This window comes from Flavobacterium omnivorum, from assembly GCF_900099915.1.
Classification (GTDB): Bacteria; Bacteroidota; Bacteroidia; order Flavobacteriales; family Flavobacteriaceae; genus Flavobacterium; species Flavobacterium omnivorum.
Genome location: NZ_FNDB01000007.1, coordinates 114,422 through 137,724, shown reverse-complemented (window position 1 = coordinate 137,724; position 23,303 = coordinate 114,422). Strand labels below are relative to the sequence as shown.

At 35.4% G+C, this 23,303-nt stretch carries 21 protein-coding genes; 10 read left to right on the top strand and 11 right to left on the bottom strand.

The features are described from left to right. Positions 1 to 143, bottom strand: a 143-nt coding sequence (locus BLS90_RS17235) for a DUF4372 domain-containing protein (RefSeq protein ID WP_139171362.1), incomplete at its 3' end; no start/stop codon positions are given. Positions 144 to 400: 257 nt separating this feature from the next. On the opposite strand from BLS90_RS17235, the gene BLS90_RS09390 reads away from it, so the two are divergent. The 3 genes from BLS90_RS09390 to BLS90_RS09380 all read left to right on the top strand — a co-directional run bounded on the left by BLS90_RS09390 (position 401) and on the right by BLS90_RS09380 (position 4,010). Further along, entirely contained in the window at positions 401 to 1,633 is a 1,233-nt protein-coding gene (locus BLS90_RS09390) for an amidohydrolase (protein WP_175455461.1), read from the top strand. 433 nt (positions 1,634 to 2,066) lie between these two features. Then, entirely contained in the window at positions 2,067 to 2,852 is a 786-nt protein-coding gene (locus BLS90_RS09385; protein ID WP_091257392.1) for a CHAD domain-containing protein, read from the top strand. Between the two features lie 72 nt (positions 2,853 to 2,924). Continuing rightward, positions 2,925 to 4,010, top strand: coding sequence for a glycoside hydrolase family 130 protein (locus BLS90_RS09380; RefSeq protein WP_091257391.1), 1,086 nt, complete (start codon positions 2,925 to 2,927; stop codon positions 4,008 to 4,010). A 26-nt stretch (positions 4,011 to 4,036) separates the two neighbouring features. Here the strand turns inward: BLS90_RS09380 and BLS90_RS16865 are convergent, their stop codons facing one another. Both BLS90_RS16865 and BLS90_RS09370 read right to left on the bottom strand, forming a co-directional pair. Beyond that, positions 4,037 to 4,213 (bottom strand): hypothetical protein, encoded by a 177-nt coding sequence (locus BLS90_RS16865; protein WP_175455460.1) that lies wholly within the window; start codon positions 4,211 to 4,213, stop codon positions 4,037 to 4,039. Positions 4,214 to 4,826: 613 nt separating this feature from the next. Further along, positions 4,827 to 6,389, bottom strand: a complete 1,563-nt coding sequence (locus BLS90_RS09370; protein ID WP_091257389.1) for an NAD(P)/FAD-dependent oxidoreductase — start codon at positions 6,387 to 6,389, stop codon at positions 4,827 to 4,829. Between the two features lie 207 nt (positions 6,390 to 6,596). On the opposite strand from BLS90_RS09370, the gene BLS90_RS09365 reads away from it, so the two are divergent. Beyond that, positions 6,597 to 6,836 (top strand): hypothetical protein, encoded by a 240-nt coding sequence (locus BLS90_RS09365; protein ID WP_091257388.1) that lies wholly within the window; start codon positions 6,597 to 6,599, stop codon positions 6,834 to 6,836. A 91-nt stretch (positions 6,837 to 6,927) separates the two neighbouring features. Here BLS90_RS09365 and BLS90_RS09360 read toward each other — a convergent pair whose 3' ends face one another. The 3 genes from BLS90_RS09360 to recQ are packed head-to-tail and all read right to left on the bottom strand — an operon-like array spanning position 6,928 to position 10,311. Beyond that, positions 6,928 to 7,350 (bottom strand): hypothetical protein, encoded by a 423-nt coding sequence (locus BLS90_RS09360; protein WP_091257387.1) that lies wholly within the window; start codon positions 7,348 to 7,350, stop codon positions 6,928 to 6,930. 3 nt (positions 7,351 to 7,353) lie between these two features. Then, entirely contained in the window at positions 7,354 to 8,106 is a 753-nt protein-coding gene (locus BLS90_RS09355) for a hypothetical protein (RefSeq protein WP_091257386.1), read from the bottom strand. Positions 8,107 to 8,115: 9 nt separating this feature from the next. Next, entirely contained in the window at positions 8,116 to 10,311 is a 2,196-nt protein-coding gene (gene recQ, locus BLS90_RS09350; RefSeq protein ID WP_091257385.1) for a DNA helicase RecQ, read from the bottom strand. Positions 10,312 to 10,396: 85 nt separating this feature from the next. Here recQ and BLS90_RS09345 point away from each other — a divergent pair, with 85 nt between their 5' ends. The 4 genes from BLS90_RS09345 to lptB all read left to right on the top strand — a co-directional run bounded on the left by BLS90_RS09345 (position 10,397) and on the right by lptB (position 13,350). Next, positions 10,397 to 11,362: a KpsF/GutQ family sugar-phosphate isomerase gene (locus BLS90_RS09345; protein ID WP_175455459.1), complete on the top strand. Its 966-nt coding sequence runs from the start codon at positions 10,397 to 10,399 to the stop codon at positions 11,360 to 11,362. Then, positions 11,362 to 12,177: a twin-arginine translocase subunit TatC gene (gene tatC, locus BLS90_RS09340; protein WP_091257384.1), complete on the top strand. Its 816-nt coding sequence runs from the start codon at positions 11,362 to 11,364 to the stop codon at positions 12,175 to 12,177. Before BLS90_RS09345 ends, tatC begins: the two co-directional genes overlap by 1 nt. Continuing rightward, positions 12,170 to 12,523: a carboxymuconolactone decarboxylase family protein gene (locus BLS90_RS09335; protein ID WP_072990064.1), complete on the top strand. Its 354-nt coding sequence runs from the start codon at positions 12,170 to 12,172 to the stop codon at positions 12,521 to 12,523. The genes tatC and BLS90_RS09335 overlap by 8 nt, the downstream gene beginning before the upstream one ends. Positions 12,524 to 12,609: 86 nt before the next feature. Continuing rightward, a complete protein-coding gene (lptB, locus tag BLS90_RS09330) occupies positions 12,610 to 13,350 on the top strand; it encodes an LPS export ABC transporter ATP-binding protein (protein WP_066082639.1) in 741 nt (246 codons plus the stop codon). 482 nt (positions 13,351 to 13,832) lie between these two features. On the opposite strand, the gene BLS90_RS09320 is transcribed toward lptB, so the two are convergent. Together BLS90_RS09320 and BLS90_RS09315 are read right to left on the bottom strand one after the other, a co-directional pair. Beyond that, positions 13,833 to 14,696, bottom strand: a complete 864-nt coding sequence (locus BLS90_RS09320; RefSeq protein ID WP_091257382.1) for a glycoside hydrolase family 25 protein — start codon at positions 14,694 to 14,696, stop codon at positions 13,833 to 13,835. Between the two features lie 8 nt (positions 14,697 to 14,704). Further along, positions 14,705 to 15,421, bottom strand: a complete 717-nt coding sequence (locus BLS90_RS09315; protein ID WP_091257402.1) for a CDP-alcohol phosphatidyltransferase family protein — start codon at positions 15,419 to 15,421, stop codon at positions 14,705 to 14,707. Between the two features lie 472 nt (positions 15,422 to 15,893). On the opposite strand from BLS90_RS09315, the gene BLS90_RS09310 reads away from it, so the two are divergent. Both BLS90_RS09310 and BLS90_RS09305 read left to right on the top strand, forming a co-directional pair. Beyond that, entirely contained in the window at positions 15,894 to 16,964 is a 1,071-nt protein-coding gene (locus BLS90_RS09310) for a putative type IX sorting system protein PorV2 (RefSeq protein ID WP_449404068.1), read from the top strand. A gap of 409 nt (positions 16,965 to 17,373) precedes the next feature. Further along, on the top strand, positions 17,374 to 18,513 hold the full coding sequence (locus BLS90_RS09305) for a lipoprotein N-acyltransferase Lnb domain-containing protein (RefSeq protein WP_091257381.1): 1,140 nt from the start codon (positions 17,374 to 17,376) through the stop codon (positions 18,511 to 18,513). Between the two features lie 415 nt (positions 18,514 to 18,928). Here BLS90_RS09305 and BLS90_RS09300 read toward each other — a convergent pair whose 3' ends face one another. The 3 genes from BLS90_RS09300 to BLS90_RS09290 all read right to left on the bottom strand — a co-directional run bounded on the left by BLS90_RS09300 (position 18,929) and on the right by BLS90_RS09290 (position 23,223). Further along, complete coding sequence (locus BLS90_RS09300) at positions 18,929 to 20,323, bottom strand: exopolysaccharide biosynthesis polyprenyl glycosylphosphotransferase (RefSeq protein ID WP_091257380.1); 1,395 nt, start codon at positions 20,321 to 20,323, stop codon at positions 18,929 to 18,931. A 444-nt stretch (positions 20,324 to 20,767) separates the two neighbouring features. Next, a complete protein-coding gene (locus BLS90_RS09295) occupies positions 20,768 to 22,126 on the bottom strand; it encodes an O-antigen ligase family protein (RefSeq protein WP_091257379.1) in 1,359 nt (452 codons plus the stop codon). Continuing rightward, positions 22,123 to 23,223, bottom strand: coding sequence for a glycosyltransferase family 4 protein (locus BLS90_RS09290; protein WP_245705078.1), 1,101 nt, complete (start codon positions 23,221 to 23,223; stop codon positions 22,123 to 22,125). The genes BLS90_RS09295 and BLS90_RS09290 overlap by 4 nt, the downstream gene beginning before the upstream one ends. Positions 23,224 to 23,303 lie beyond the last annotated feature (80 nt).

Sequence of the window (23,303 nt, the reverse complement as noted above, 5' to 3'; positions counted from 1 at the left end):
AATAAATGATCTTGACTTTTAAAACTTTTCACATATCTGTCTGAATCATATTTCTCAACAGCTTTCTGAACCATTGAATCATCTATTAAAGAAATCAGCTGTCCGAAAACAGACTTAGTCGAAAAATACTTATTTTTACCCATCGTTATTTGAATTTTGCAACTCTAAATTACGATTATTTTAAGAAGCCATTAATTTGGCTTCTTTTTTATCGGACAACAATGAATTTATATATTTGTTTTTAACAATATTTAGGTTTTTTCCAAAAAATCCAATTGAAAATGCATTTTTAAGACTATCAGCTTTTACTATACCATTTATGAAAAAATTATTCATTACTGCAGTTCTATTTTCTTTTGCCTGATCAACTTCAGCACAAAATTCCGCCCTAAAAACTAAGATTAGCACGAAAGCAGAGTCTCTAGAATCCAAAGTTATCGCATGGCGTAGGGACTTTCACCAAAATCCAGAATTAGGGAATAGAGAATTTAAAACCGCAGAAAAAATAGCGACACATTTGCGCGCTTTAGGTATCGAAGTACAAACCGGAGTCGCTAAAACTGGAATTGTAGGCATTTTAAAAGGAGGAAAACCTGGACCGGTTGTTGCCCTAAGAGCAGATATAGACGCCTTACCAATAAAGGAGCGAGTAGCTATCCCATTTGCTTCAAAAGCGGAAGGAGAATACAATCAAAAAGTAGTGCCAGTGATGCATGCTTGTGGACATGACACCCATATCGCTATTTTGATGGGAACTGCCGAAATTTTAGCTTCTATAAAAAGCGACTTAAAAGGGACTGTTAAATTTATTTTTCAACCCGCTGAGGAAGGTCCGCCTGAGGGAGAAGAAGGAGGAGCAAAATTGATGGTAAAAGAGGGCGTTTTAGAAAATCCTAAAGTTGATGTTATTTTTGGCCTACACATCAATGCCCAAACAGAAGTGGGGAAAATAAAATATCGTCCGATGGGAACCATGGCAGCGTCAGATTGGTTCACGATTAAAATAAAAGGCAAACAAACTCACGGCGCTTATCCATGGCTGGGTGTTGATCCAATAGTTACTGCAGCTCAAATTGTAATGGGAATCCAAACGATTGTGAGCCGAAATGTTAACATAACTGAGTCTGCCGCAGTTATTAGTGTGGGCCAAATCAACGCCGGAGTAAGAAGTAATGTCATTCCAGAGGAACTAATTATGACCGGTACCATTCGTTCGTTAGACCGTACAGTGCAGGACCTGTTGCACTCCCGACTAAAACAAGTTGTAAATTCAATTGCTGAAAGTGCCGGAACTACAGCTGATATAAATATAACTAACCAAACTCTTATTACTTACAATGATCCTTTATTGACAGAAAAAATGGTTCCCACACTAGAAGGAACTGCTGGTAAAGCGAATGTTTCTATTACACCTGCTGTAACTGGAGCAGAAGATTTTTCTTATTTTCAGGAGAAGATTCCCGGTCTGTACTTTTTTCTAGGTGGCGCTCCTAAAGGCAAGCCTATTTCAGAAACTGCTCCTCATCATACGCCTGACTTCTATATCGATGAAAGTGGTTTTGTACTAGGAATGAAGGCCTTGTCTGACTTAACAGTCGACTATATGGAAATGAATAGTATTAAAAGCAACTAATACCCATTGGGAATTGGACTCACTAGGTCAAATTTTGTTACTGCAAGTAATTGATTTACCTTCTTTAGTAAAAAGTAGTACGTCTTCTTTAGGCTATAAAAGTGTTCGCCGCTTGTCCAAAATCAGGAGGATTACCATTGCCTGACCAAAATTAAAAAAGTTCAAAATACGACTGCGATTACTTCAATAAAGACCCAAATGTAGTAGCAATAATAAATAAATTAGCACAGCAACTGCAAAGAAATTTACTCTTTTTCGAATCTATTCATATTCTATTTTTAATTACAATAATAATTTGATTTTAAAAGACATAACCATTTTATTATGTGGTTTTTTAGTAAATTTACTTCACTATTTTCAGCTCAATTTTCCTTAGAGAAATTCTAAGGATAGGCTCACGAATTCGTCAAATTAGCAACTCAAGTTCCAAAAAATGAAAGTGCTTGAAACTTATTTTAATAACCGTAAAAGTGCTGTAAACCGCATATTGGAGACAGCACCTGGGTTTTATACTGTCGAAACTTTCCATGAACTACGGGTCGAACTTAAGAAAATTAAGGCATTATATGAAATGGTTGCCTTTTGCTCAAAGACATTTAAACTTAAAAAAAACTTTGCACTATTTAAAATTATTTTTAAAAAAGCAGGGATTGTTAGAGAAATTCAAGTCGATCAAGCTATTCTTGAGCAGCAACCCAATTTTCATTTAATCCAAAGCTATTCTTGTCGCTTAAAGAAACGTGAGGCGAAAGAACGGAAAGATTTTTTTTCAATTACCAACAAGCGCTTCATCAAAAAGCTACAGCAAAAGTATCCAATTATCATTCGTTTCCTTAAAAAAACAAGGGCAAAGAAAGCGAATCGATATTTGAACAAAATCACAAAGGAGAAAAAAAAAATAATTAGTAAGAATGCTTTTAAAAAGCAACAAATTCATGCCTTTCGGAAAAGAATAAAAGTACATCAATACAACACAAAAATCTTTGATTTAAATCAACAAAGCAAACAAGTTCCTGAAAAGATAACGCTATCTGACATGCTTGGAGAATGGCATGATTGCATAGTAGTTATTGCTCTTTTAAAAAAAGCTATTAAATCCAAAAAGACAATTTCAAGGGAAACAAAACAACTAGTAGCAATCAAAAAACTAATACTTTTAAAAAGCGACTTGTTATTCAATAAAATAAATGGGACTTTACCCTATCACACTCTTTTATAACTATTGGAGACTACAAAACAATAACAACTGCGGGAATCAGGCGGTGCCTCCTTATTTAACTTGACAAACATTATGAAACAAATTTTTACACTACTATTCTTATTTATTTTAATCGGTTGCGGCAGTACCTCCGAATACCACTCCGAAAGTAAAACAAAGGATTGGGCGATGCTTCACTTTGTAAAAGTAGACAGCCTCAACCCTATTTTGGAACCTGAATTTCATCAAGTTTTTCAATCACCAATAAGCAACAAACAAGTACACTGGGAAGAACGAAATGTACTGAATCCCTCTGCAATTGTAAAAGACGGAAAGGTATATCTCATTTATAGAGCACAAGACAAAGACATGACATCAAGACTGGGACTAGCCATAAGCGATGACGGACTTCATTTTAAAAAACAACCAGCGCCTATATTCTACCCAGACAACGATACTATGAAACAGTACGAGTGGAAAGGTGGTGTTGAGGATCCAAGAATTATAGAAAGTGAGAATGGCACATTCATCATGACCTACACTTCTTACGATGGTAAAACGGCCCGACTTTGTTTAGCCAGCTCAAAAGATTTACTCACTTGGACCAAACATGGTTTAGTTCTAAAGGAAGAGAAATACAAAGATATGTGGTCTAAATCTGGTGCTATCGTTTGTAAATTATCCGGCGACAAGATAATCGCTACAAAAATACAAGGCAAATATTGGATGTATTTTGGAGATACTGATTTGTATGTGGCAACTTCCGTAGATCTCATTCATTGGAACGTAGCCGAAAATGATGAAAACAAAAAAATGATTACCGTTTTACATCCACGCATGGGGTATTTTGACAGCCGTTTAGTAGAACCAGGCCCTTTTGCTTTGGTACAGAAAGAAGGTATTGTACTAATTTATAATGGCAGCAATGCGGCTAATTATAATGATTCGAATTTGCCTAAATTCACTTATGCCGCAAGCCAAGCCCTTTTTGACAAAGAACATCCTTATAAGTTAATTGACCGAATGGACGATTACTTTATTCATCCAGACAAACCGTATGAAAAAACAGGCGAGGTAAATGAAGTATGCTTCGTTGAAGGCTTGGTTTATTTTAAAAAGAAATGGTTTTTGTATTATGGAACAGCCGATTCCAAAATTGCCGTTGCAGTTAAAAAATAAACGTCTACTCTTCAACTACAAACAAACTAATCCGCTACTAAACTTTCTAGATAAGCGAGGAATCTAGATAGTATACCCCTACTATTTTCACTTGTTAAATTTTTTTTTTCCACTTTTTCAAATTCGTTAAAAGTAGAAATAAAGAAAGTAACAAAGCATAAAATCACCACTATTGTCAGGATAATTAATTCTATATTTTCCATTTTATTTTTTGAGTTTAAGATTTAAAAATATTAAAAAACCTAAAATTGTTGGAGGCCATAAACCAATAAAAATAGCTCGTTGAGGATCTTTTAATACAATATAAAAATATTCGGAAGTAAAAATTAGCGCTACCACAAGTAGTAAAATTAAAATTTCAGATTTTTTAAATTTTTGAAACATATTTATGATTTTTATAGTTTTTTTAAAATATTTTTAAATATTGTGTTAAAAGTAAAAAAAAATTCACAAGATGATTGTTTTTTTCAAGCTAAAGTTCTAGATTATATTAACTATAAATAAAGAAAACTTAAAACAATAATTAGGAAAACATTAAAATCAATAAAAATGGTAAATAATGAAACGAGATCTTTTCGCACTTGAGTGAGATTACCGCGAAAGTTTACGACAATAAAAAACACAATCCCCTTTTGAGAAATGGACTACTAATAGATTAGGTGTAAAGTAACTTCTTTTCTAAAATAAATAACAAAAATCGCAGGTACTACCATTTTAATAAAATAAAGAGCAGGAATGCTTTAGGAGCACAGCTCTTTATGTAATTGTAAAAACAATAAAAAATGGTTAAAAAGATTTAAAAAAATTAGAGTTTTTTTATTTATTCAAGATCGCACCAATCATCAAAGCGCATTTTTCTCCATCTATGGCAGCAGATATAATTCCGCCCGCATAACCTGCTCCTTCTCCACATGGATACAATCCTTTTATTTGAACATGTTCGTAAGTCAAGGGATCTCTTGGAATACGCACAGGTGAAGAGGTTCTGGATTCAGGAGCATGAAGAATAGCTTCGTTAGTTAAATAACCTCGCATGGATTTCCCAAATTCGGTAAACCCTTCTCGTAAAATCTGACTTAAATAACCAGGAAAAACCTGCCCCATTTCTACCGAAGTAGTTCCTGGAACATAAGAGGTTTTAGGAATATCCAATGATACTTTGTTTTGAGTAAAATCAATCATCCGCTGTGCTGGCACTTTTTGAGTTTCTCCAGCTAAATGCCAAGCGCGCTGCTCGATACTTTTTTGGAATTCCATTCCGGCCAAAGCTCCAAATTTAGCAAACGGCTTAAAATCTTCTAGTTTCAATTCAATTACAATTCCAGAATTGGCGGTAGCCTGATCCCGCTTTGATGGTGACCAACCGTTCGTCACTACTTCACCAGGACTCGTAGCGCAAGGCGCTATAACGCCACCAGGACACATACAAAACGAGTACATTCCGCGACCATTGACCTGCTTCACAATAGAATAAGGTGCTGGAGGTAAATGTTCACCACGATAATCGCAACTGTACTGAATGCTATCAATCAAAGATTGTGGGTGCTCCGCTCTAACGCCCAAGGCAAAAGGCTTAGCTTCTATAAAAACTTTCTTTCTATCCAATAATTCAAAGATATCACGGGCAGAATGACCCGTTGCTAAAATTATTTTACTGGCAAGAATCGTATCTCCTTTTTGAGTAACGATTCCCTCAACTTCATTATTTTTTATTAAAATATCAGTCAATCGAGTTTCAAACGAAACTTGTCCACCACATTCGATAATTTTCTCTCTGATATCCTGAATGATTTGCGGTAATTTGTTAGTCCCAATATGAGGATGTGCTTCGATCATTATATCTTCTGAAGCTCCAAAAGCGACAAATAATTCGAGAATTCGAGTAACATCACCACGCTTTTTAGACCGCGTGTACAATTTCCCATCAGAATAGGTTCCTGCACCCCCTTCACCAAAACAATAATTAGAATCTTCATTCACAAGATGATCGACATTAATGGCTTTCAAATCACGACGACGGCCACGAACCTCTTTTCCGCGTTCAATCACTATGGGTTTCAATCCCAACTCTATCAACTGCAATGCAGCAAAAAGACCTGCTGGCCCTGCCCCTATTACGATTACTTCTTGTGCGCTTGCCACATTTTTGTAATCAGGTAGTTGGATTTTGGTTTCCTGAAAAGGCTCTCCTCCTAAATATATTGTAACTTTTAAATTGATTTTAATCGCTTTCTGCCGCGCATCAATGGAGCGTTTTAAAATTGAAATATGCTGGATCTCGGCTACCGAAACTTTGATTTGTTTCGACAAATAGTCTTTCAGCAACAATTCGTTTGTAGCTATTTCTGGAGTAACCTGTAATAAAAGTTCTTGAGGCATTGTCTTGGATTGTTCGATTTTTAGATTATCAGACGTTTAAAAGTGTCATACATAATTCTGATACAAAAGTAGTATTTTGAACTGACTTCTTCTTACTGAAAGAATAATCCGTTCTCAATTTTTTAAAATTGACCTCTTTTCGAGTTAGACTTTGTAACTTTGCCTCTTCGCAACAGTTAAACCGCTAACCGATTAATCATAGAAAAAATGTCTAGAAAAATAAAATTGATTTGGGATTTTCGTGGACCAGCTTCCGCAAAAACGGCAGAACATCACGAAATTCATTTGAAGGAATACATCGCAATTGAAAAACTTGCTTTAAACATTACCGGTTTTGAAATCCAAGGCGAAATGCAAGCCATTGCTTTTATGGTGGTAACCGATGAAAACATGATTCAGGTACGCGATGCTTTGAAGCCGCATAGAGGAGAAATATATACTGAGTAAAACTTTGAAATCCCAATATCTTAAAAAACTAAAATAAAATCTCCAAAATATTGGGAATTAGTGGAATTAAGTAGCATATTTCAAACTTGATTCACTTTAAATCAAGTTTATAATCACTAAATATATAGGTCTCGTTGTTTTCCCCAGATAGCCTTATACTATTAAAATCAACGACTTCATCATTTTTAACTTCATAATTATAAATATCAATATCTTTAGTGCTTTCTGACGATTCGTAAAATTTACCATCTTCAGTCCACCATTTCCCTTTTTCAGTAAATGTCTCGACTTCACAGTCTTCTTTTGTGGTAAACATTATCACATAAGTACCATCTCCAAATCTTTGCTGTATCCAATGCTTCTCAACTCCTTCTATCTGTCGATCTTTTTCAAAACCTTTCCAAATACCGATCAACTTATCGTCTTGCTCTTTTTTATCTATTGTAAAACTAAAAACTAAAAGTGAAAATACTGCCAAAGCAACTGTTCTAAAAAATAGAGGTAATTTTTTCATAAATTAATTCGTTGGGATTTCTATTGTTTTCATATAATCATTTAAAAAAGCAAACATAAAAGAATCGACTTGCTTATCCGCTTTAAACTCTGCTTCTTTTGCCTTCAGCGATTCGTTTTTTCTTCCTATACCTGGATTTTCCGAAAGATATAAGCCGTTAGAAAGATCTGACTGAATCGTCTCTTTAAAATCTTTAGCCTTTCTTTTATATTCTTCGGTACGCTTAAAATATTTAAAATAATCTCTTTTAAATTTGTGAAACTCTTCTGCATTGAATTTTTTGGATTTAAGATTGACTCCATTTTTTATTTCCATAAGGTTGTAGCTTTCATAAATAGAACTGTAACCCATAGGAACATATTGTAATATTTTACCTGAGGGACATATTAATAAACCCGAATAATAATTGCATTCGAAATTAGAGTTCGTTCCAAAAACATCTTCATAAATAGAGGTTAATAAATAATCAGCCTTGCCGTTGCTGTTTTCTTTATAAATTTCTCTGTAAATATTTTCAACAACAAGTTTTCCATCTAAAAATTTAAAATAAGCGATATAACCTCTCCAATTGGCACTGGAAATACTAGTTATGAATTTTCCTGGAATTGGATGGTCTTTAAAATAACCTTCTAACGGATTTGATTGTATGGCTAAAGTATCTTCTTTGATAATTAAATAATCTGAAACCTGACTGGTTGCAAATGATTTAAATGACACTAAAAAAATAAAAGCAAAAAACACTTTTAAAAACTTCATAAAACTATCTTAATTAGCCACCTCGCTGATGAATTTAATACGCATCAGACGCAACTCGTCGAGATCATAATCTCCATCAAATTCTTTTAAAGCAGATTCAATATTGTCAGATTCCGATTCCATAAAATAATCATGAATTTCTTCCTGCTGATCATCGTCCAACATATCATCAATCCAGTATTTGATATTCAGTTTGGTTCCAGAATAAACAATTTGCTCCATTTCTTTGATCAAAGCATCCATGTTGATTCCTTTGGCAGAAGCGATATCATCCAAAGACAATTTTCTGTCAATGTTTTGAATGATATAAAGTTTATTTACAGAATTAACTCCGGTCGATTTCACAACTAAATCTTCTGGACGGGTAATGTCATTTTCGCTAACATACCGACTAATTAATTCTAAAAATTCCTTTCCGTATTTTTTAGCTTTTCCTTCTCCAACTCCATGAATATTAATCAGTTCTTCTTGGGAAATAGGATATTTCAGTGCCATATCTTCCAGTGAAGGATCTTGAAAAACCACAAATGGAGGAACACCTACTTTCTTAGCTACTTTTTTTCGCAAATCACGCAACATTCCCATAAGAACTTCATCGGCAACTGCAGTTGATTTTGAAGCCGTGACTATCGCTTCGTCTACTGATTCATTGTATTCATGATCTTCGGACATCATAAAAGATTGTGGCTCTTTAATAAAATCCAATCCTTTATTTGTGATTTTTACAATGCCATAGGTCTCAATATCTTTAGATAAAAACCCTGCGACTAAAACTTGCCGAAGTAAGGCCATCCAATATTTTTCATCATGACCTACACCACAGCCAAAAAAGGATTGCGCATCTGTTCTATGTGCTTTAATCACTGCATTTACGCGACCAATTAAAGTGAAAACAACCTCTTTAGATTTGTATAAATGTTTGGTATCCCGCACCACTTCTAACAGTTTTACAACTTGTGCTTTGGCCTCGACTTTCGCTTTTGGATTGCGAACATTGTCATCCATGTCGGCTCCTTCACCCGTAACGTCATCAAATTCTTCACCGAAATAATGCAACAAAAACTTTCTTCTGGACATCGAAGTCTCGGCATAAGCCACTACCTCCTGCAATAAAGCAAATCCAATTTCCTGCTCAGCAACTGGTTTACCGGACATGAATTTTTCTAATTTTTCCACATCTTTATAGGAGTAATAGGCTAAACAATGTCCTTCGCCACCATCGCGACCGGCACGACCCGTTTCTTGGTAATAACTTTCCAATGATTTTGGAATGTCATGATGAATGACAAAACGCACATCGGGTTTATCAATTCCCATCCCAAAAGCGATAGTTGCCACCACCACATCTACATCTTCCATCAAAAACATATCTTGGTGTCTGGCTCTGGTTTTAGCATCTAATCCCGCATGATACGGCACGGCACTAATTCCGTTTACCTGCAAAACTTCGGCAATAGCTTCTACTTTTTTACGGCTTAGGCAATAAATAATTCCTGATTTTCCTTTGTGTTGTTTTATAAATCGAATAATATCCGATTCAATATTTTTTGTTTTTGTGCGTACTTCGTAATATAAATTGGGTCGATTGAAAGAGGCTTTAAAAGTTGTCGCATCAGTCATATCTAAGTTTTTCAGAATATCTTCTTGCACTTTTGGTGTGGCCGTAGCGGTCAACCCGATAATGGCCACATCACCCAATTGCTTGATAATGTGTTTTAAATTTCGATATTCTGGTCTAAAATCATGTCCCCACTCTGAAATACAATGGGCTTCATCAATTGCCACGAAAGAAATAGTAACATTTTTAAGAAAATTAACATACTCCTCTTTAGTCAAAGACTCAGGAGCTACATAAAGCAACTTGGTTAATCCAGACGTGATGTCTTTTTTTACTTGTGTAATTTCAGTTTTAGTAAGGGAAGAGTTTAAAACATGAGCAACTCCGTTTTCAGAGGACAAACTCCTAATGGCATCCACCTGATTTTTCATCAAAGCAATTAGGGGGGAAACAACTATAGCCGTTCCTTCCTGAATTAAAGCAGGCAATTGATAACAAAGTGATTTTCCTCCTCCTGTAGGCATAATCACAAATGTATTCTGTTGATTCAGTATACTTTTTATGACTTGTTCCTGCAATCCTTTAAATTGGCTAAAGCCAAAATACTTTTTTAATTCTTTGTGTATGTCAATTTCGTTTGGATTCATTCTTTATTATGTGGTAATTTGTATAAATTTGCGATACCTAAAGGTACAAATTTCTTTAACACATACAAATTTTAATTATTCTGTTTTGATCACCAAAGAAAATATATTGGCCAGTGCCAAAAAAACTATCTTATCGGAAAGCCAATCTATAGCTAAACTAATTGATTTACTTGACAATAACTTCATTGAAGCCACGCAAAAAATCTATAATTCAAAGGGGAGATTAGTTGTAACAGGAATAGGAAAAAGCGCTATCATCGCTCAAAAAATGGTCGCTTCCTTCAATTCTACTGGGACGCCCTCTCTTTTTCTGCATGCTTCTGAGGCCATTCACGGAGATTTAGGCATGATTCTAAGCGAGGATGTTATTATTTGTATTTCAAAAAGCGGCAACAGTCCAGAAATAAAAGTCTTGGTTCCGCTTTTAAAACGTTTTGGAAACACGCTGATAGCAATAACAGGCAACATGACCTCTTTTTTGGCTAAAGGTTCCGACTATATTTTAAATACAACTATCGATGCGGAATCTTGCCCGAACAACCTAGCGCCCACCAATAGCACTACGGCACAATTAGTCATGGGTGATGCTATTGCGGTATGCCTAATGGAAATGCGAGATTTTAAACCGGAAGATTTTGCGGTGTATCATCCCGGTGGTGCATTAGGCAAAAAATTATTGCTTCGTGTAAAAGACATGTTGGAGCACAGCCTAAAACCTATGGTTGCTCCGGAAGCCTCCATAAAAAAAGTGATTTTTGAAATTTCGGAAAAACGTCTTGGCGTAACTGCCGTAGTCGAAAATGACATAGTAATTGGTATTATTACTGATGGTGACATTCGAAGAATGCTAAACGAGAGCGATACTTTTGCTGATTTGACAGCTCGAGATATTATGACCAAAAACCCAAAAATGACTTCCTCCAATACAATGGTAGTAGAAGCATTAAATATAATGGAAGATTTTTCCATTACCCAATTAGTAGTTGTTGATGATACGCACTACAAAGGCATACTGCATTTACACGATATATTAAAAGAAGGAATAGTATAATGGCAAAAAAAAACTTAAACGAAATGTCGTTTTTAGATCATCTTGAAGAATTAAGATGGTTATTGGTTCGAAGTACAGCTGCAATATTAATTTTGGCTACATTCACTTTTTTTGTGAGTGATTACATTTTTGATGTGGTCATTTTTGGGCCCACAAATGCTAATTTTATTACCTACCGCTTTTTTTGCGACCTTTCAAATCAATTGGGTTTTGCTGAGAGCATTTGCGTGACAGATATGCCTTTTATTATTCAAAACACCAATATGGAAGGGCAAATCAACGTTTTGATTTGGACCTGTATAACCGCTGGATTCATTCTTGGATTTCCGTTTATACTTTGGGAAGTTTGGAAATTCATAAGCCCTGCATTGTACGATTCAGAGAAAAAACATGCGAAACTTTTCATTTTTTCGTCTTCGTTACTTTTCTTTCTCGGCGTCTTATTTGGGTACTATGTAATTGTACCTATGTCGGTCAACTTTTTTGCAACATTCACCATCAGTGATGTTGTGAAGAACCAGTTTAGTATCGATTCTTACATTGGACTCGTAAAAACAAGTGTTATCGCTTGTGGGTTGTTTTTCGAATTACCTATAATCATCTATTTCTTGACTAAACTTGGGCTGGTAACACCCGTTTTCTTGAGGAAATATTGGAAATATGCCGTAATTATCATTCTGATAGTTGCTGCAATTGTAACTCCTCCGGATGTTGTAAGTCAAATTATTGTAACAATTCCGATGTTATTAATCTATGAAGCAAGTATCTTAATTTCAAAAATAGTAGTAAAAAACCAAAAAAAAATAAATGGCTGATATAATCGAAGAATTCAATGAATATCGTTCTAAAATGAACGAAAAATTACTAGCAGACAACAATAAAATTGTAAAACGAATTTTTAATTTGGATACCAATGCATACGCTGCTGGCGCACTAGATGTAAAAACTAAAGAGTTGCTAGGATTAGTCGCATCGGCAGTTTTAAGATGCGATGACTGTGTAAAATACCATTTGGAAACCAGCCATAAAGAAGGCGTTACCAAAGAGGAAATGATGGAAGCTATGGGAATTGCAACACTTGTTGGCGGAACTATTGTGGTACCTCATTTGCGAAGAGCGTATGAATTTTGGGAAGCATTGGAAGAAAACGCAACCAAATAATTTGTTAAGAAACTAAATAGTTTAGTCGGTTATTTGTTTATTTGACAAATAACCGATTGAATTGTTAAACGATTAAACCAAAGAACATGAAATTAAGAGCCGAAAATCTGATCAAAACCTATAAAGGACGCAGTGTTGTGAAAGGCATTTCGGTAGAGGTGAATCAAGGTGAAATTGTAGGACTTTTAGGTCCAAATGGTGCCGGAAAAACAACTTCTTTTTATATGATTGTGGGATTGGTAAAACCAAATTCAGGCAATATTTTTCTGGATGACTTGAACATCACAGATTATCCTATGTACAAAAGAGCGCAACAGGGAATTGGATATTTGGCACAAGAAGCCTCTGTTTTCAGAAAGTTGAGTATTGAAGACAATATATTGAGCGTTTTGCAATTGACCAAACTTTCCAAGGCGGAACAAGAAGCAAAAATGGAAAGCTTGATTGATGAGTTTAGCTTGGAACACATTCGGACTAACCGTGGAGATTTATTGTCTGGAGGAGAACGCCGCCGAACTGAAATTGCCCGGTGTCTAGCCACTGATCCAAAATTCATATTGCTGGATGAACCTTTCGCAGGTGTCGATCCTGTTGCCGTAGAAGATATACAGAGAATTGTAGCACAGCTGAAAAATAAAAATATCGGTATTCTAATTACCGATCACAACGTACAGGAAACTTTGGCTATCACCGACAAAACCTACCTAATGTTTGAAGGTGGAATCTTAAAAGCAGGGATTCCTGAAGAATTAGTAGAGGACGAAATGGTGCGTCGCGTTTATCTAGGCCAAAATTTCGAGTTGAGAAAGAAGAAATTGGAATTTTAATTTAGTAGTCTTGACTGTTTGGATCTTAATTTTTAGTATCCAAATAATATAGCAAGATGTCAACACCAAGAACCTTCAAAAAAAACCTCACACCGATGGAAAAATAATCCCAACAATTGGGTTTTGGGAATTTTCTATTATAAAAAAGAAGATTCACGCATTTTCCCACTTAAGAAAGAAGAGGAAATGAGTTTTACCAACAACTTTGCAAATCCAAAATCAATTTTGAGTTTTTTAGCTTCTTTGGCTTTTTTTGCAATGATAGTCTTTTTTATTTCGAATAAGTAGTTGGCTATGTAATGTCGTACTATAAAATGAGTAAAAATATATTTAACAAATAAGGCACATATGCATTAAACCTTAAATGACATCATTATTGCCTAAGTTATATAAGCCTAACACAAATAAAACTTATGTGACTTATATGGTAAAAAAAATGCGGCATTGTTTAATTCTTATTGCTCAAAAGGTAGATTAGAGTACTATTCCAAAGTAATAAACTGCAATTGCTGTACATCACCATTATAAATATTGACATCAACATTACCTTTGATCCCAGGAATTGATGCTTTCTCCGTGAATTGCCAAAACAACCAATCTTCACCAATTTCTTCTCGGTAAAAATTATAATTGGCAATCCAAAAAAGGTAATTGCTGAATTCTTCTTTTAAAAAATCATCATAATAGCGCTCTCCCGTGTAAATAATAGGCTTTACACCGTAGTGTGCTTCCACGGCTTTCAACCAGCGTTTCAGTCCTAATTTCAGATTAGCAATCGATTGGTTTTTAGGTAATTTTTCAATATCTAAAACAGGTGGCAAATCCCCTTTTTGAAGACGAACAGTAGTTATGAAGAGTTCGGCTTGTTCCAATGAATTCTCGTTGGGACGGTAATAATGATAGGCACCCCGAATCATTTTATTTTCTTTGGCGCCAAGCCAGTTCGTATCAAACTGACGGTCTTTGCGGTCTTTACCTACCGTAGCACGAATAAACACAAAATGTAATGGATACTTTTTTTCTATAGTATCTACATAAGACCAGCTTATTTTTCCTTGATACTCTGATACATCTATCCCAATACCTTTACCCTCATGTTTTTCAAGAACCTGAAAATTGCGGACATCAGAAATGTGTTTAGCAGCACGCTCCGCTCTGATCGTCTTGTCTGATTTAAACCCTAAATAGTAGGCTAAACCATTTCGATAATGATAACCAATACCGATTAGCAAAGCAATCAGAAAAACAACAATCGAATAGCGTAAAAGCTTCCCAGAGAAAATGGTTGCTTTCTTTTTGGGCTTGCGAACCACTGAAGTTTTTCTTCGGACTGTTTGTTTTCTCATTTAAAAAACTACTTTTTGAGTACTTTGTTATTTAACACGGACAAACAAACATAAAAAAGAATTAATAAAGGAATTCCTAAGTATTGAAAGAAAACTAACAATAAAAGAGACACCATTAAAAAGGCAAATTGAAGCGCATTTTCTTTGAAACTAAATTTCTTGATTTTCAAAGAAAACAAGGGGATTTCAGCATTCAACATGTAAGCACTTAAAAGGGTAAGTACCAACAAAAACCATGGATTCGTCAAAAGCTCCACTATAATTAGGGAGTCGGTATATTTTAAAACTAAAGGCAGGCTTAAAATAAAAAGCGCATTAGCCGGAGTAGGCAAGCCAATAAAAGAATCTGTTTGACGAGTATCAATATTAAAATTAGCGAGACGGTAGCAAGAGCCCAATGCAATTATAAATCCCAAATAAGGAAAAAACTGCAACTGACTTTCGGGCGCAGTTGTTGCGTTACTGACCATCATTTCGAACATCACCAAACCTGGAACCACGCCACTGGTTACCATGTCAGCTAAAGAATCCAACTGCAATCCTAACGGACTAGAAACGTGGAATAACCGAGCAAAAAAGCCATCAAAAAAGTCCAAAAATATACCCAGACAAACGAAATAAAAAGCCATCTCAAATTCTTCGTTAAAAGCAAACACCAAGGCGATACAGCCACAAAAAAGATTAAGCAAAGTAATTGTATTCGGGATATGCTTTTTAATATTCATCATAAAGTAGTTTAAGGAACCAAAGTTGCAAATTTAATATAATAAGTAGCGCAAAAGAACGTTTTTTACTGGAGATTTTAACCCGAACGCACGACACAACCCTTTAAAAGGAATAAAAAAACAAAAAAAGTCTTTTTCAAAAAAGATAAAAAGTAAGTGAAATACCTTGGTTTTACAGTGCAAACCTACTTATTTTAAATCCTAGTCGCCTGGAAATTGAGATTTTAAAAAGTTTTATACATGCTTCACCCCATCGTGATTCTTGATTTTGAAATGAAACGGCTTACGGTTTTAAGAATTATAAATCCAGTTACCAAAAGGAGTATGCACTTATAAAAAGTGTTTTCAACCCCTTTATTTGATGATTGTTAATCCATTGTCGATTTATTTGATAAAAGGAATAAATAACCTCAGTAAAAAATTATATTTTTGATAAAAATTAAACAGCCTCTCCATTTGTAAAATGATACCCTTGAAAAAAAGCTTACTCCTAGCGCTACTTTTGGTCAGTGCCGTAACGTACAGTCAAGCCGTCAGGAAATACTCAAATGAGTTTATGAATATCGGCGTTGATGCCGCTGCATTGGCTATGTCCAATACCGTTGTGGCGGCTACAAAAGATGTCAATTCTGGCTATTGGAATCCCGCTGGCCTCATCCACATGGAAGACCATCAGGTAGCCGTAATGCACGCTAATTATTTTGCTAACATTGCCCAATATGATTATTTGGCTTATGCCAGCCCAATTGATGATCGCAGTGCATGGGGAATTTCGTTAATTCGGTTTGGGGTAGATGATATTTTAAATACCACCGAATTAATAGACAGTCAAGGCAATATCGATTATAATCGCATTAGTCTGTTTTCAACGGCTGATTATGGATTTACTTTTTCTTATGCGCGAAAGCTGCCTGTTCCTGGATTTCAATATGGCGTCAATGCCAAAGTGATTCGGCGGATTATTGGAAACTTCGCTAATTCTTGGGGATTTGGTTTTGATTTTGGACTACAATTCGAAAAAAACAATTGGCAATTTGGTTTGATGCTTCGCGATATCACAACAACGTATAATGTTTGGAATATAGATGAAGACGAATATGGGAAAATTGCGAATGCCATTCCCGGAGAAAATCAGGAATTACCAGAAAGCACGGAGATTACGGCTCCAAAAGCGCAATTAGGAATCGCTAAGAAATTCATCATTCGGTACGATTATAGTATTTTGGCTGCAGCCAATATGAATATGCGTTTTACTAGAACTAATGATCTTATTGCTAATGATTTTATTAGTATCGATCCTGCTTTGGGATTGGAATTTGGATATACTGATTTGGTTTTCGTTCGAGCGGGCGTTGGAAATTTCCAAAACATACAGCAATTAGACAGCACTCAAAAGGTAGGTTTCCAACCCAATATTGGTTTGGGTTTTAAATACAAAGGCATCCAAATAGATTATGCTTTGACCGATTTAGGCAATCAAAGTGCAGCCTTGTACTCTAATATTTTTTCCATAAAAGTTGATTTAGGAATGTTTAGAAACTAATTTATAAACACCTTTGGAAGTAAAAACCGATGCTAAATCTTCTCCTAAGCAATAAGAATAAAATAATGGTGCATTTTTTTTACCATATAAGTCATTTAAGTTTCATTTGTTAGGCTTATATACCTTAAACAACAATAAGGTCATTTAAGGTTTAATGCTTTTATGACTCCTATGTTAAATATTATTTCACTCATTTTATAGTATGACATTAAATAGGTCCAACTGCTTATTTACAGTCCCTTGATTTAAAACTTTTGCGATACCATCGGTTTACTGTATAACTTGAAAACTTTGTCTGTGAATTTTCTTTCTTTGAGTATCTTTGCATAAAAAAACACACCGGTAGAATAGTGGCCATTTTGATTTCATAATAATAACCACCGACTTTTACCCTTTTAACTATCTACGAATGAACGCTTCTTTATTAAAAAAAATTACAACACTAGTACTCCTTTTTTTCATTATAAATTATAGTTTCGGACAAAACATCCAATTGTCAAAAAACGCAAAAGTCAGTGTCATTACTTGTGGAACCGGCAACGAATCATACTCTCTTTTTGGACATACTGCAATTCGAGTTCAGGATACAATCAGTTCCGTTGATGTGGTTTATAATTATGGCGCGTTTGATTTTAATACCCCTAATTTTGTGATGAAATTCATAAAAGGAGACTTGCAATATTTTGCTGTAGCGCATTCCTATCCTGATTTCATCAATCAGTATCAGCATGAACAAAGATCCGTTTATGAACAGGAACTCAACATTGCGACTCCATTAAAACAAAAGCTGTTTGACAATTTAAATACCTCTTTAGCTTCGGGAGAGAGTCACTATACCTACAAGTTTATTGACAAAAACTGTACTTCGATGGTCGTTGACATCATCAATAAAACACTTGGAACTGCAGCTATTGTAAAAAATGCAGATACTGACATTACGTACAGAACCATATTGTATCCGTATTTTTACGGACATTTTTATGAAAAATTAGGAACCAGTATCATCTTTGGCAAAAAAGTAGATCAATTGGGAACGCAGCTATTCTTGCCTTTTGAACTGCAAAAAAGCCTAAAAAAAGCTTCTTTTGAGAGCCATCCGTTGGCCCAAGAAAGTAAAACAATTATTGAATATAACAATGAGCCTCCCTTTTCTTGGTGGAACAATCCTTATACTTACATCGTACTACTTTTGTTTATTATTTTTATAAAAAAGAAAAGCGTCACCTTGTTCTACCTCAGCTTTATAGCGGTAATAGGGGGTTTCTTTACTTTTGTAGGGTTCTATTCTTCCCATCTCGAATTAGGTTACAACTACAATATCTTATTGTTTAATCCTACTCTATTAGGCCTTCTTTATTTTTATTGGACAAAAAATAAAAAAGGTATATATCGATTAGCTTTGTTTAATTTGCTATCGTTAGTAGTCTATTTCTTTTTGATCATTAATAAAGCTCATCTGATTTTGGTTTTACCATTGGTCGTTACAAGCGGTATACTTTTAGTCAGACTGGCGATTCTAAATAAAAAACGCATTCCCATTATAATTTAAGAACACATTCGGATGATTAGCCTTGTGCTAAAGTGAGGCTGCTTTTTAAACAGTAATAAGTTCCTTTTAAGCTAAACTAAGGGTGGTCTGAAAGTGTATAGATTGAGAGAATAGACTACAATTTTAAGAAGTTGGATTCCGATCCATCAGTACAATTTGTATCTGATTTACCGATTAGCAATGATTTTGAATGCTATAAACTGCAAGCATTTTTCATTGTAAGTGAAGCGAGAGCCACTTTAAGTACCTAGTTATAAACGCTATGGGAGACTGGTCCATACTGTTTTGCTATTTTCCCCGAACGACCTCTGCTAGAAATTGTTTCAGATTGTACACTTTACCCGATCCATTTAATTTATGCGTTAAATCAAGATAACCCTGAGGCAAAAAGAATCACTTTATGGCGTTGCAATTCTTACTGTCCCCTATAAAACAAAACCGTGGTTATGGTTTTAAAAGCAATATTTAAATCCAAATAAATACTACGGTGCTTGATATAATACAGGTCGTATTGTAGTTTAATCAGACTATCGTTGATTGTTTCTCCATACGAATAATTGACTTGTGCCCAACCAGTAAGTCCTGGTTTAATAATGTGCCGCGTTTCATAAAAAGGCATTATTTCAGCAATTTCTTTTACAAAAAAGGGACGTTCAGGACGCGGTCCTATGACGGCCATATCTCCTTTCAATATATTAATGAATTGAGGAAACTCATCTATTCGGGTTTTACGTAAAAACCGTCCAAAAACAGTTACTCGGGAATCATTAGTAACGGTAAAAACAGCTCCGTTTCTTTCGGCATTTTTCACCATCGTACGAAATTTCAAGATTTCAAAAACAACTCCATCTTTACCAACTCGTTGCTGTGTATAAAATAAACCCCCTCTATTTCCTAAGGCATTGCCCAGCAAAATAAGCGGAAAGAGGAACAGGCCTACCACCAGACCTGTCATTGAAACGGTAATCTCAAAAAGGCGCGCAGTAAGCAAGTATAATTTATTTTGATTGCTTCGGCTAAATGGAAAAAAACGATAAAAATCCCGAGACATGCATTGTACGGGGATGCGCTGGGTCATGCTCTCATACACTTGGGTATATTCCCGAATGATATTCCCCGACTCTAGCAAATGCAATAATTGTTGGTATAAATCAGGTGTAATTCCCTCTGTTTTTTGTGAGGCAATCACAATTTCAGAAATCCCATTTTCTTTTACAAAAGAAAACAAATCCTCTCGTTTGATGTGTTGTACATAATGATATGCTTCGATATCTTCTTCGCTGGCATCGGTATTAACAAAGCCAATTATCTTGTAATGGGGATCGATATTTTCCAAGCCTAAAATTAACTCCTGCACTTGTTCCTGATCACAAATTAATATAGCTTTTTGGAAAAATCGATGCGATGCCAAAAAGGTAACATACAGCATGCGCCACGTAAATACAGCAAAAAAGATGACGAGAAAAAACAATAAGATTTGAAGACGGTTGGAAGGCAACTGTGGCGAAAAAAACGGTGTTAATAAATATACTAAAACGGTTGTAGAAACAGTAATAAGGGTACTTTTTAATACTTGAAACTGGTTGCTGGCCACTTGAAGATTGTACATTTCGAAAATAGTACCAAATATATTAATGTAGATCGCCAAAACGATAGTCCAGTAATAATTAGTGGCAGAAATCGCAAAATAGTCAAACGCAAATAAATTTCCAGTAACATATAAAGCCGTCAAAACGAACAGAACATCAAAAAGTCGAAGGATCATCTTTCGCTCTGATATTTCAAAATGCATTTTGTCAACTGAAAACATGGCAGGTCTTTACTAATATGGTTGCAATTTAATGTTTTTGTCCCGAAGAAAATTTATAGTAGCACATCTTTTTCAACAAAATTCATTTTTAATGAAGTGATTTTTCTAATAGCTGCGCTTCCCAATAAAATCTTATACATAAAACAGTAAAAAGGAAGACACCTTACCTTCTTTTCTTTTTCCTTCCCCGTCCCTAAAGGGAAGGAAAAAGAAAACACTACGATATCCTAATTTAAGAACATTCTGAATTTTACCATGCAGGAAGATTCAGCTAAAACGAAAACAATCAACAATCGTACTAATTTTCGGTTCCCTTAGGGCTAGAGTAAAACGAAAATTTACGGTAATTATTTCTTACCTCTTTAATCTCTTCTCTTTATTTCCTTCTCTTTATTCCCTTCTCTTTATTCTCCCCTCTTTATTCTTCCCTCTTTATTCTCTTCTCTATATTCTTTCCTCTTCTCCCACACGCTTTTTCCTCGGAAATCCCAACTGCACATTTAGTAATGATAGCGAGTAAACGAAAGCGGGAGCTGCGGTACGCATGGCGGCGTGATTGATCGTTAAAAACCAAAAGGCCACAAAACACACGAGAAACATGTTGAATTTGTTTTCTAAATACAACACCAAGGGCGTAAAAAATAAAATCAGTAACGCTACTATTCCTAATGAACCGTGTTCCGCCAGCATCCTCGTTATTTCATCATGCGATAAAACTTTGATCCCAGTTTCATCCTCTCGAACTTCGGCACCTTTGCCGACCCCAACACCAAAAATAGGATTCTTCAAGAAGGTATTGATCTCATTTTGGGCTACGTCTTCCCTACCAGTAAACTGGCTTTGTTTGACTCTTCCGGCAGCATCTTGATTGGAGTATCTTTTATTGATCAGACCTCCGGTTTGAAATGAAGTGTAGGTCCAAGTGGTAAAAAGTGCAAATACTAGGAGCACAATGATATAATTCAATTTTACCCTTCCTCCAAAATTAGATTTAAAATATAGGAACACCAGCAACAAAACGATCATTAGGAATCCCGTTATCATTCCACCTCTGGAAAAGGTCAACATCCCTCGGTAGGTGATATTTAATGCAATAATCAGATTAAGGATAATTTGGAATTTTGTCTTAGAATCCAAAATTACTCGTGAGAAAAAGATAAACATCCCTAAACCTAAAACGGTTGCCACCTGATTGGGACCATAACCGCCGGAAGTTTGAAAATTAGATTCTGTACCCGTAATCACCTCCTGAACATTGGGCGTATAAAAAGTTAAATAGACCATACACGTAATAATAGGTAATCCCATACTGAGCAATATCCTATTTATCTCTTCTAAGGCAATTTTGCGCCGAAACGTGTAAAGGGAAGCTAATCCGAGACAAAGGGGGCCTGAGATATTAAAGGCGATTGCTTTCCGAATATCCGTATCAAAATTCAACACAAAGGCGCTGATCACAACACTAGGAACGAGTAACAATAAAAAGATCCAATACGGCACTGCTCCTTTAGAGAAACCGCTATAATACATTCCAATCAAAATAAAGACCATGACGCCGTACTTAGAAATCTCATAAAGTGGATTTCCGCCGGTCATTCTCAAAAAAACTTCACTCCCTACTACGTATGCCGCGGCAATTAATGCTTCGTTATTTCTATTTTGTTTTTTGATGATGTAATAAACCCCGAAAATAAAAATGGAGTATCCATAAATCTTTGCTGTAAAAGGCAGTAAAAAGCCCATTGCACCCAAGACCACATGGAAAAGAATTAAATAAAGATAGGATTGATCCTCGTTTTTCATTTGTAACTATTTTGCAACCAATTTAAATACTGTGTGATAACCGCTGTTTCTGAATGATGCTCCCTTACCGTACGATAAAGGGATTGACCAAACTCCAATTGCAGCAATTCATTTTCGATTAGTGTCACCAAAGCTTCATAAAATAAAGACTCCTGTTTTGCCGCGATAAGAAAACCGTTTTTACCGTGTTCAACTAAAAAAGGAATTTCTCCTACTGCAGTGACCACGACCGGTTTTTGATACCATCCATATTCCAAAAGTGCCACGGGAAGCCCCTCTGATTGTGAGGTGAGAATACCAATAGTCGATTGCCGTAGTATAAAGGGTATATCATTTTTGGTGCCGTAAAGAAACACATTTTTTTCCAAATCATATGCTACAATTAAATCCTTAATTTTTTGGGAATAATCATCTTCAAAATCTTTCCCAACCAAGTGAAAGGTCCATTCGGGATGGCATAATTTTAATTTACAAGCGACATCCAATAATAAAAAATGATCTTTTTGTAGCCTCAAATTAGCCAAACATACAATCCGCTTTCCGAGAATTCCCTTCAAAATAGTCGCTGCTGTACTGTTATTTTCTTCCGATGGAAAATTGGGCAAGTAAATGGTATTCTTAAAATTTAATTTTTGCTCCGCCCAATCTTTCAATATTTGATTCACAGCTATAATCCCACTAAAAAAGGGAGCCGCCATTTGTAAAGCACCTATTGGCCTATTGGCTAAAAACTCACTGTCACCATAATGATCGTGCCAAACTAAGTTTAAATTCGAACAACTTAACTTTAATAAAAAAGATATAAAAAAAGAGGTACTATGCGCATGAATAACAGTTACCTGATGCCTTTTCACAAACTTTCTCAGCCTGTAAACCGCAGCAAAGTCAACCGCTCTTTTTTTATTCAAAAACAAATAGGAAACAGAGTTGCTTACCTCTACTTTCAAAGGTCCTTCCTTACGGGTAACCACCAATCCGGAAAACTCAATGGTTTCAGCTAATGCATTGGCATAACTGACCGCCATCCGCTCTGCACCTCCTGCCTCCAGTGAATCGATAATTTGAATGATCCTTATTTTATGATTGTCATGTTGCATTTTTCTTCTTGCCTCTTGTTTCTTTCTTCATACTTACTATTTCGTTAATCAGGCGTCTTATATTTTGCCACTTCCATCGC

What these genes read in the sequence shown, in the direction of transcription:
- BLS90_RS09385 (WP_091257392.1), top strand. Translation starts at nt 2,067, where the DNA reads ATGAAAGTGCTTGAAACTTATTTTAATAACCGTAAAAGTGCTGTAAAC.
- BLS90_RS09380 (WP_091257391.1), top strand. Translation starts at nt 2,925, where the DNA reads ATGAAACAAATTTTTACACTACTATTCTTATTTATTTTAATCGGTTGC.
- BLS90_RS16865 (WP_175455460.1), bottom strand. Translation starts at nt 4,213, where the DNA reads ATGGAAAATATAGAATTAATTATCCTGACAATAGTGGTGATTTTATGC.
- BLS90_RS09370 (WP_091257389.1), bottom strand. Translation starts at nt 6,389, where the DNA reads ATGCCTCAAGAACTTTTATTACAGGTTACTCCAGAAATAGCTACAAAC.
- BLS90_RS09365 (WP_091257388.1), top strand. Translation starts at nt 6,597, where the DNA reads ATGTCTAGAAAAATAAAATTGATTTGGGATTTTCGTGGACCAGCTTCC.
- BLS90_RS09360 (WP_091257387.1), bottom strand. Translation starts at nt 7,350, where the DNA reads ATGAAAAAATTACCTCTATTTTTTAGAACAGTTGCTTTGGCAGTATTT.
- BLS90_RS09355 (WP_091257386.1), bottom strand. Translation starts at nt 8,106, where the DNA reads ATGAAGTTTTTAAAAGTGTTTTTTGCTTTTATTTTTTTAGTGTCATTT.
- recQ (WP_091257385.1), bottom strand. Translation starts at nt 10,311, where the DNA reads ATGAATCCAAACGAAATTGACATACACAAAGAATTAAAAAAGTATTTT.
- tatC (WP_091257384.1), top strand. Translation starts at nt 11,362, where the DNA reads ATGGCAAAAAAAAACTTAAACGAAATGTCGTTTTTAGATCATCTTGAA.
- BLS90_RS09335 (WP_072990064.1), top strand. Translation starts at nt 12,170, where the DNA reads ATGGCTGATATAATCGAAGAATTCAATGAATATCGTTCTAAAATGAAC.
- lptB (WP_066082639.1), top strand. Translation starts at nt 12,610, where the DNA reads ATGAAATTAAGAGCCGAAAATCTGATCAAAACCTATAAAGGACGCAGT.
- BLS90_RS09320 (WP_091257382.1), bottom strand. Translation starts at nt 14,696, where the DNA reads ATGAGAAAACAAACAGTCCGAAGAAAAACTTCAGTGGTTCGCAAGCCC.
- BLS90_RS09315 (WP_091257402.1), bottom strand. Translation starts at nt 15,421, where the DNA reads ATGAATATTAAAAAGCATATCCCGAATACAATTACTTTGCTTAATCTT.
- BLS90_RS09305 (WP_091257381.1), top strand. Translation starts at nt 17,374, where the DNA reads ATGAACGCTTCTTTATTAAAAAAAATTACAACACTAGTACTCCTTTTT.
- BLS90_RS09300 (WP_091257380.1), bottom strand. Translation starts at nt 20,323, where the DNA reads ATGTTTTCAGTTGACAAAATGCATTTTGAAATATCAGAGCGAAAGATG.
- BLS90_RS09295 (WP_091257379.1), bottom strand. Translation starts at nt 22,126, where the DNA reads ATGAAAAACGAGGATCAATCCTATCTTTATTTAATTCTTTTCCATGTG.
- BLS90_RS09290 (WP_245705078.1), bottom strand. Translation starts at nt 23,223, where the DNA reads ATGCAACATGACAATCATAAAATAAGGATCATTCAAATTATCGATTCA.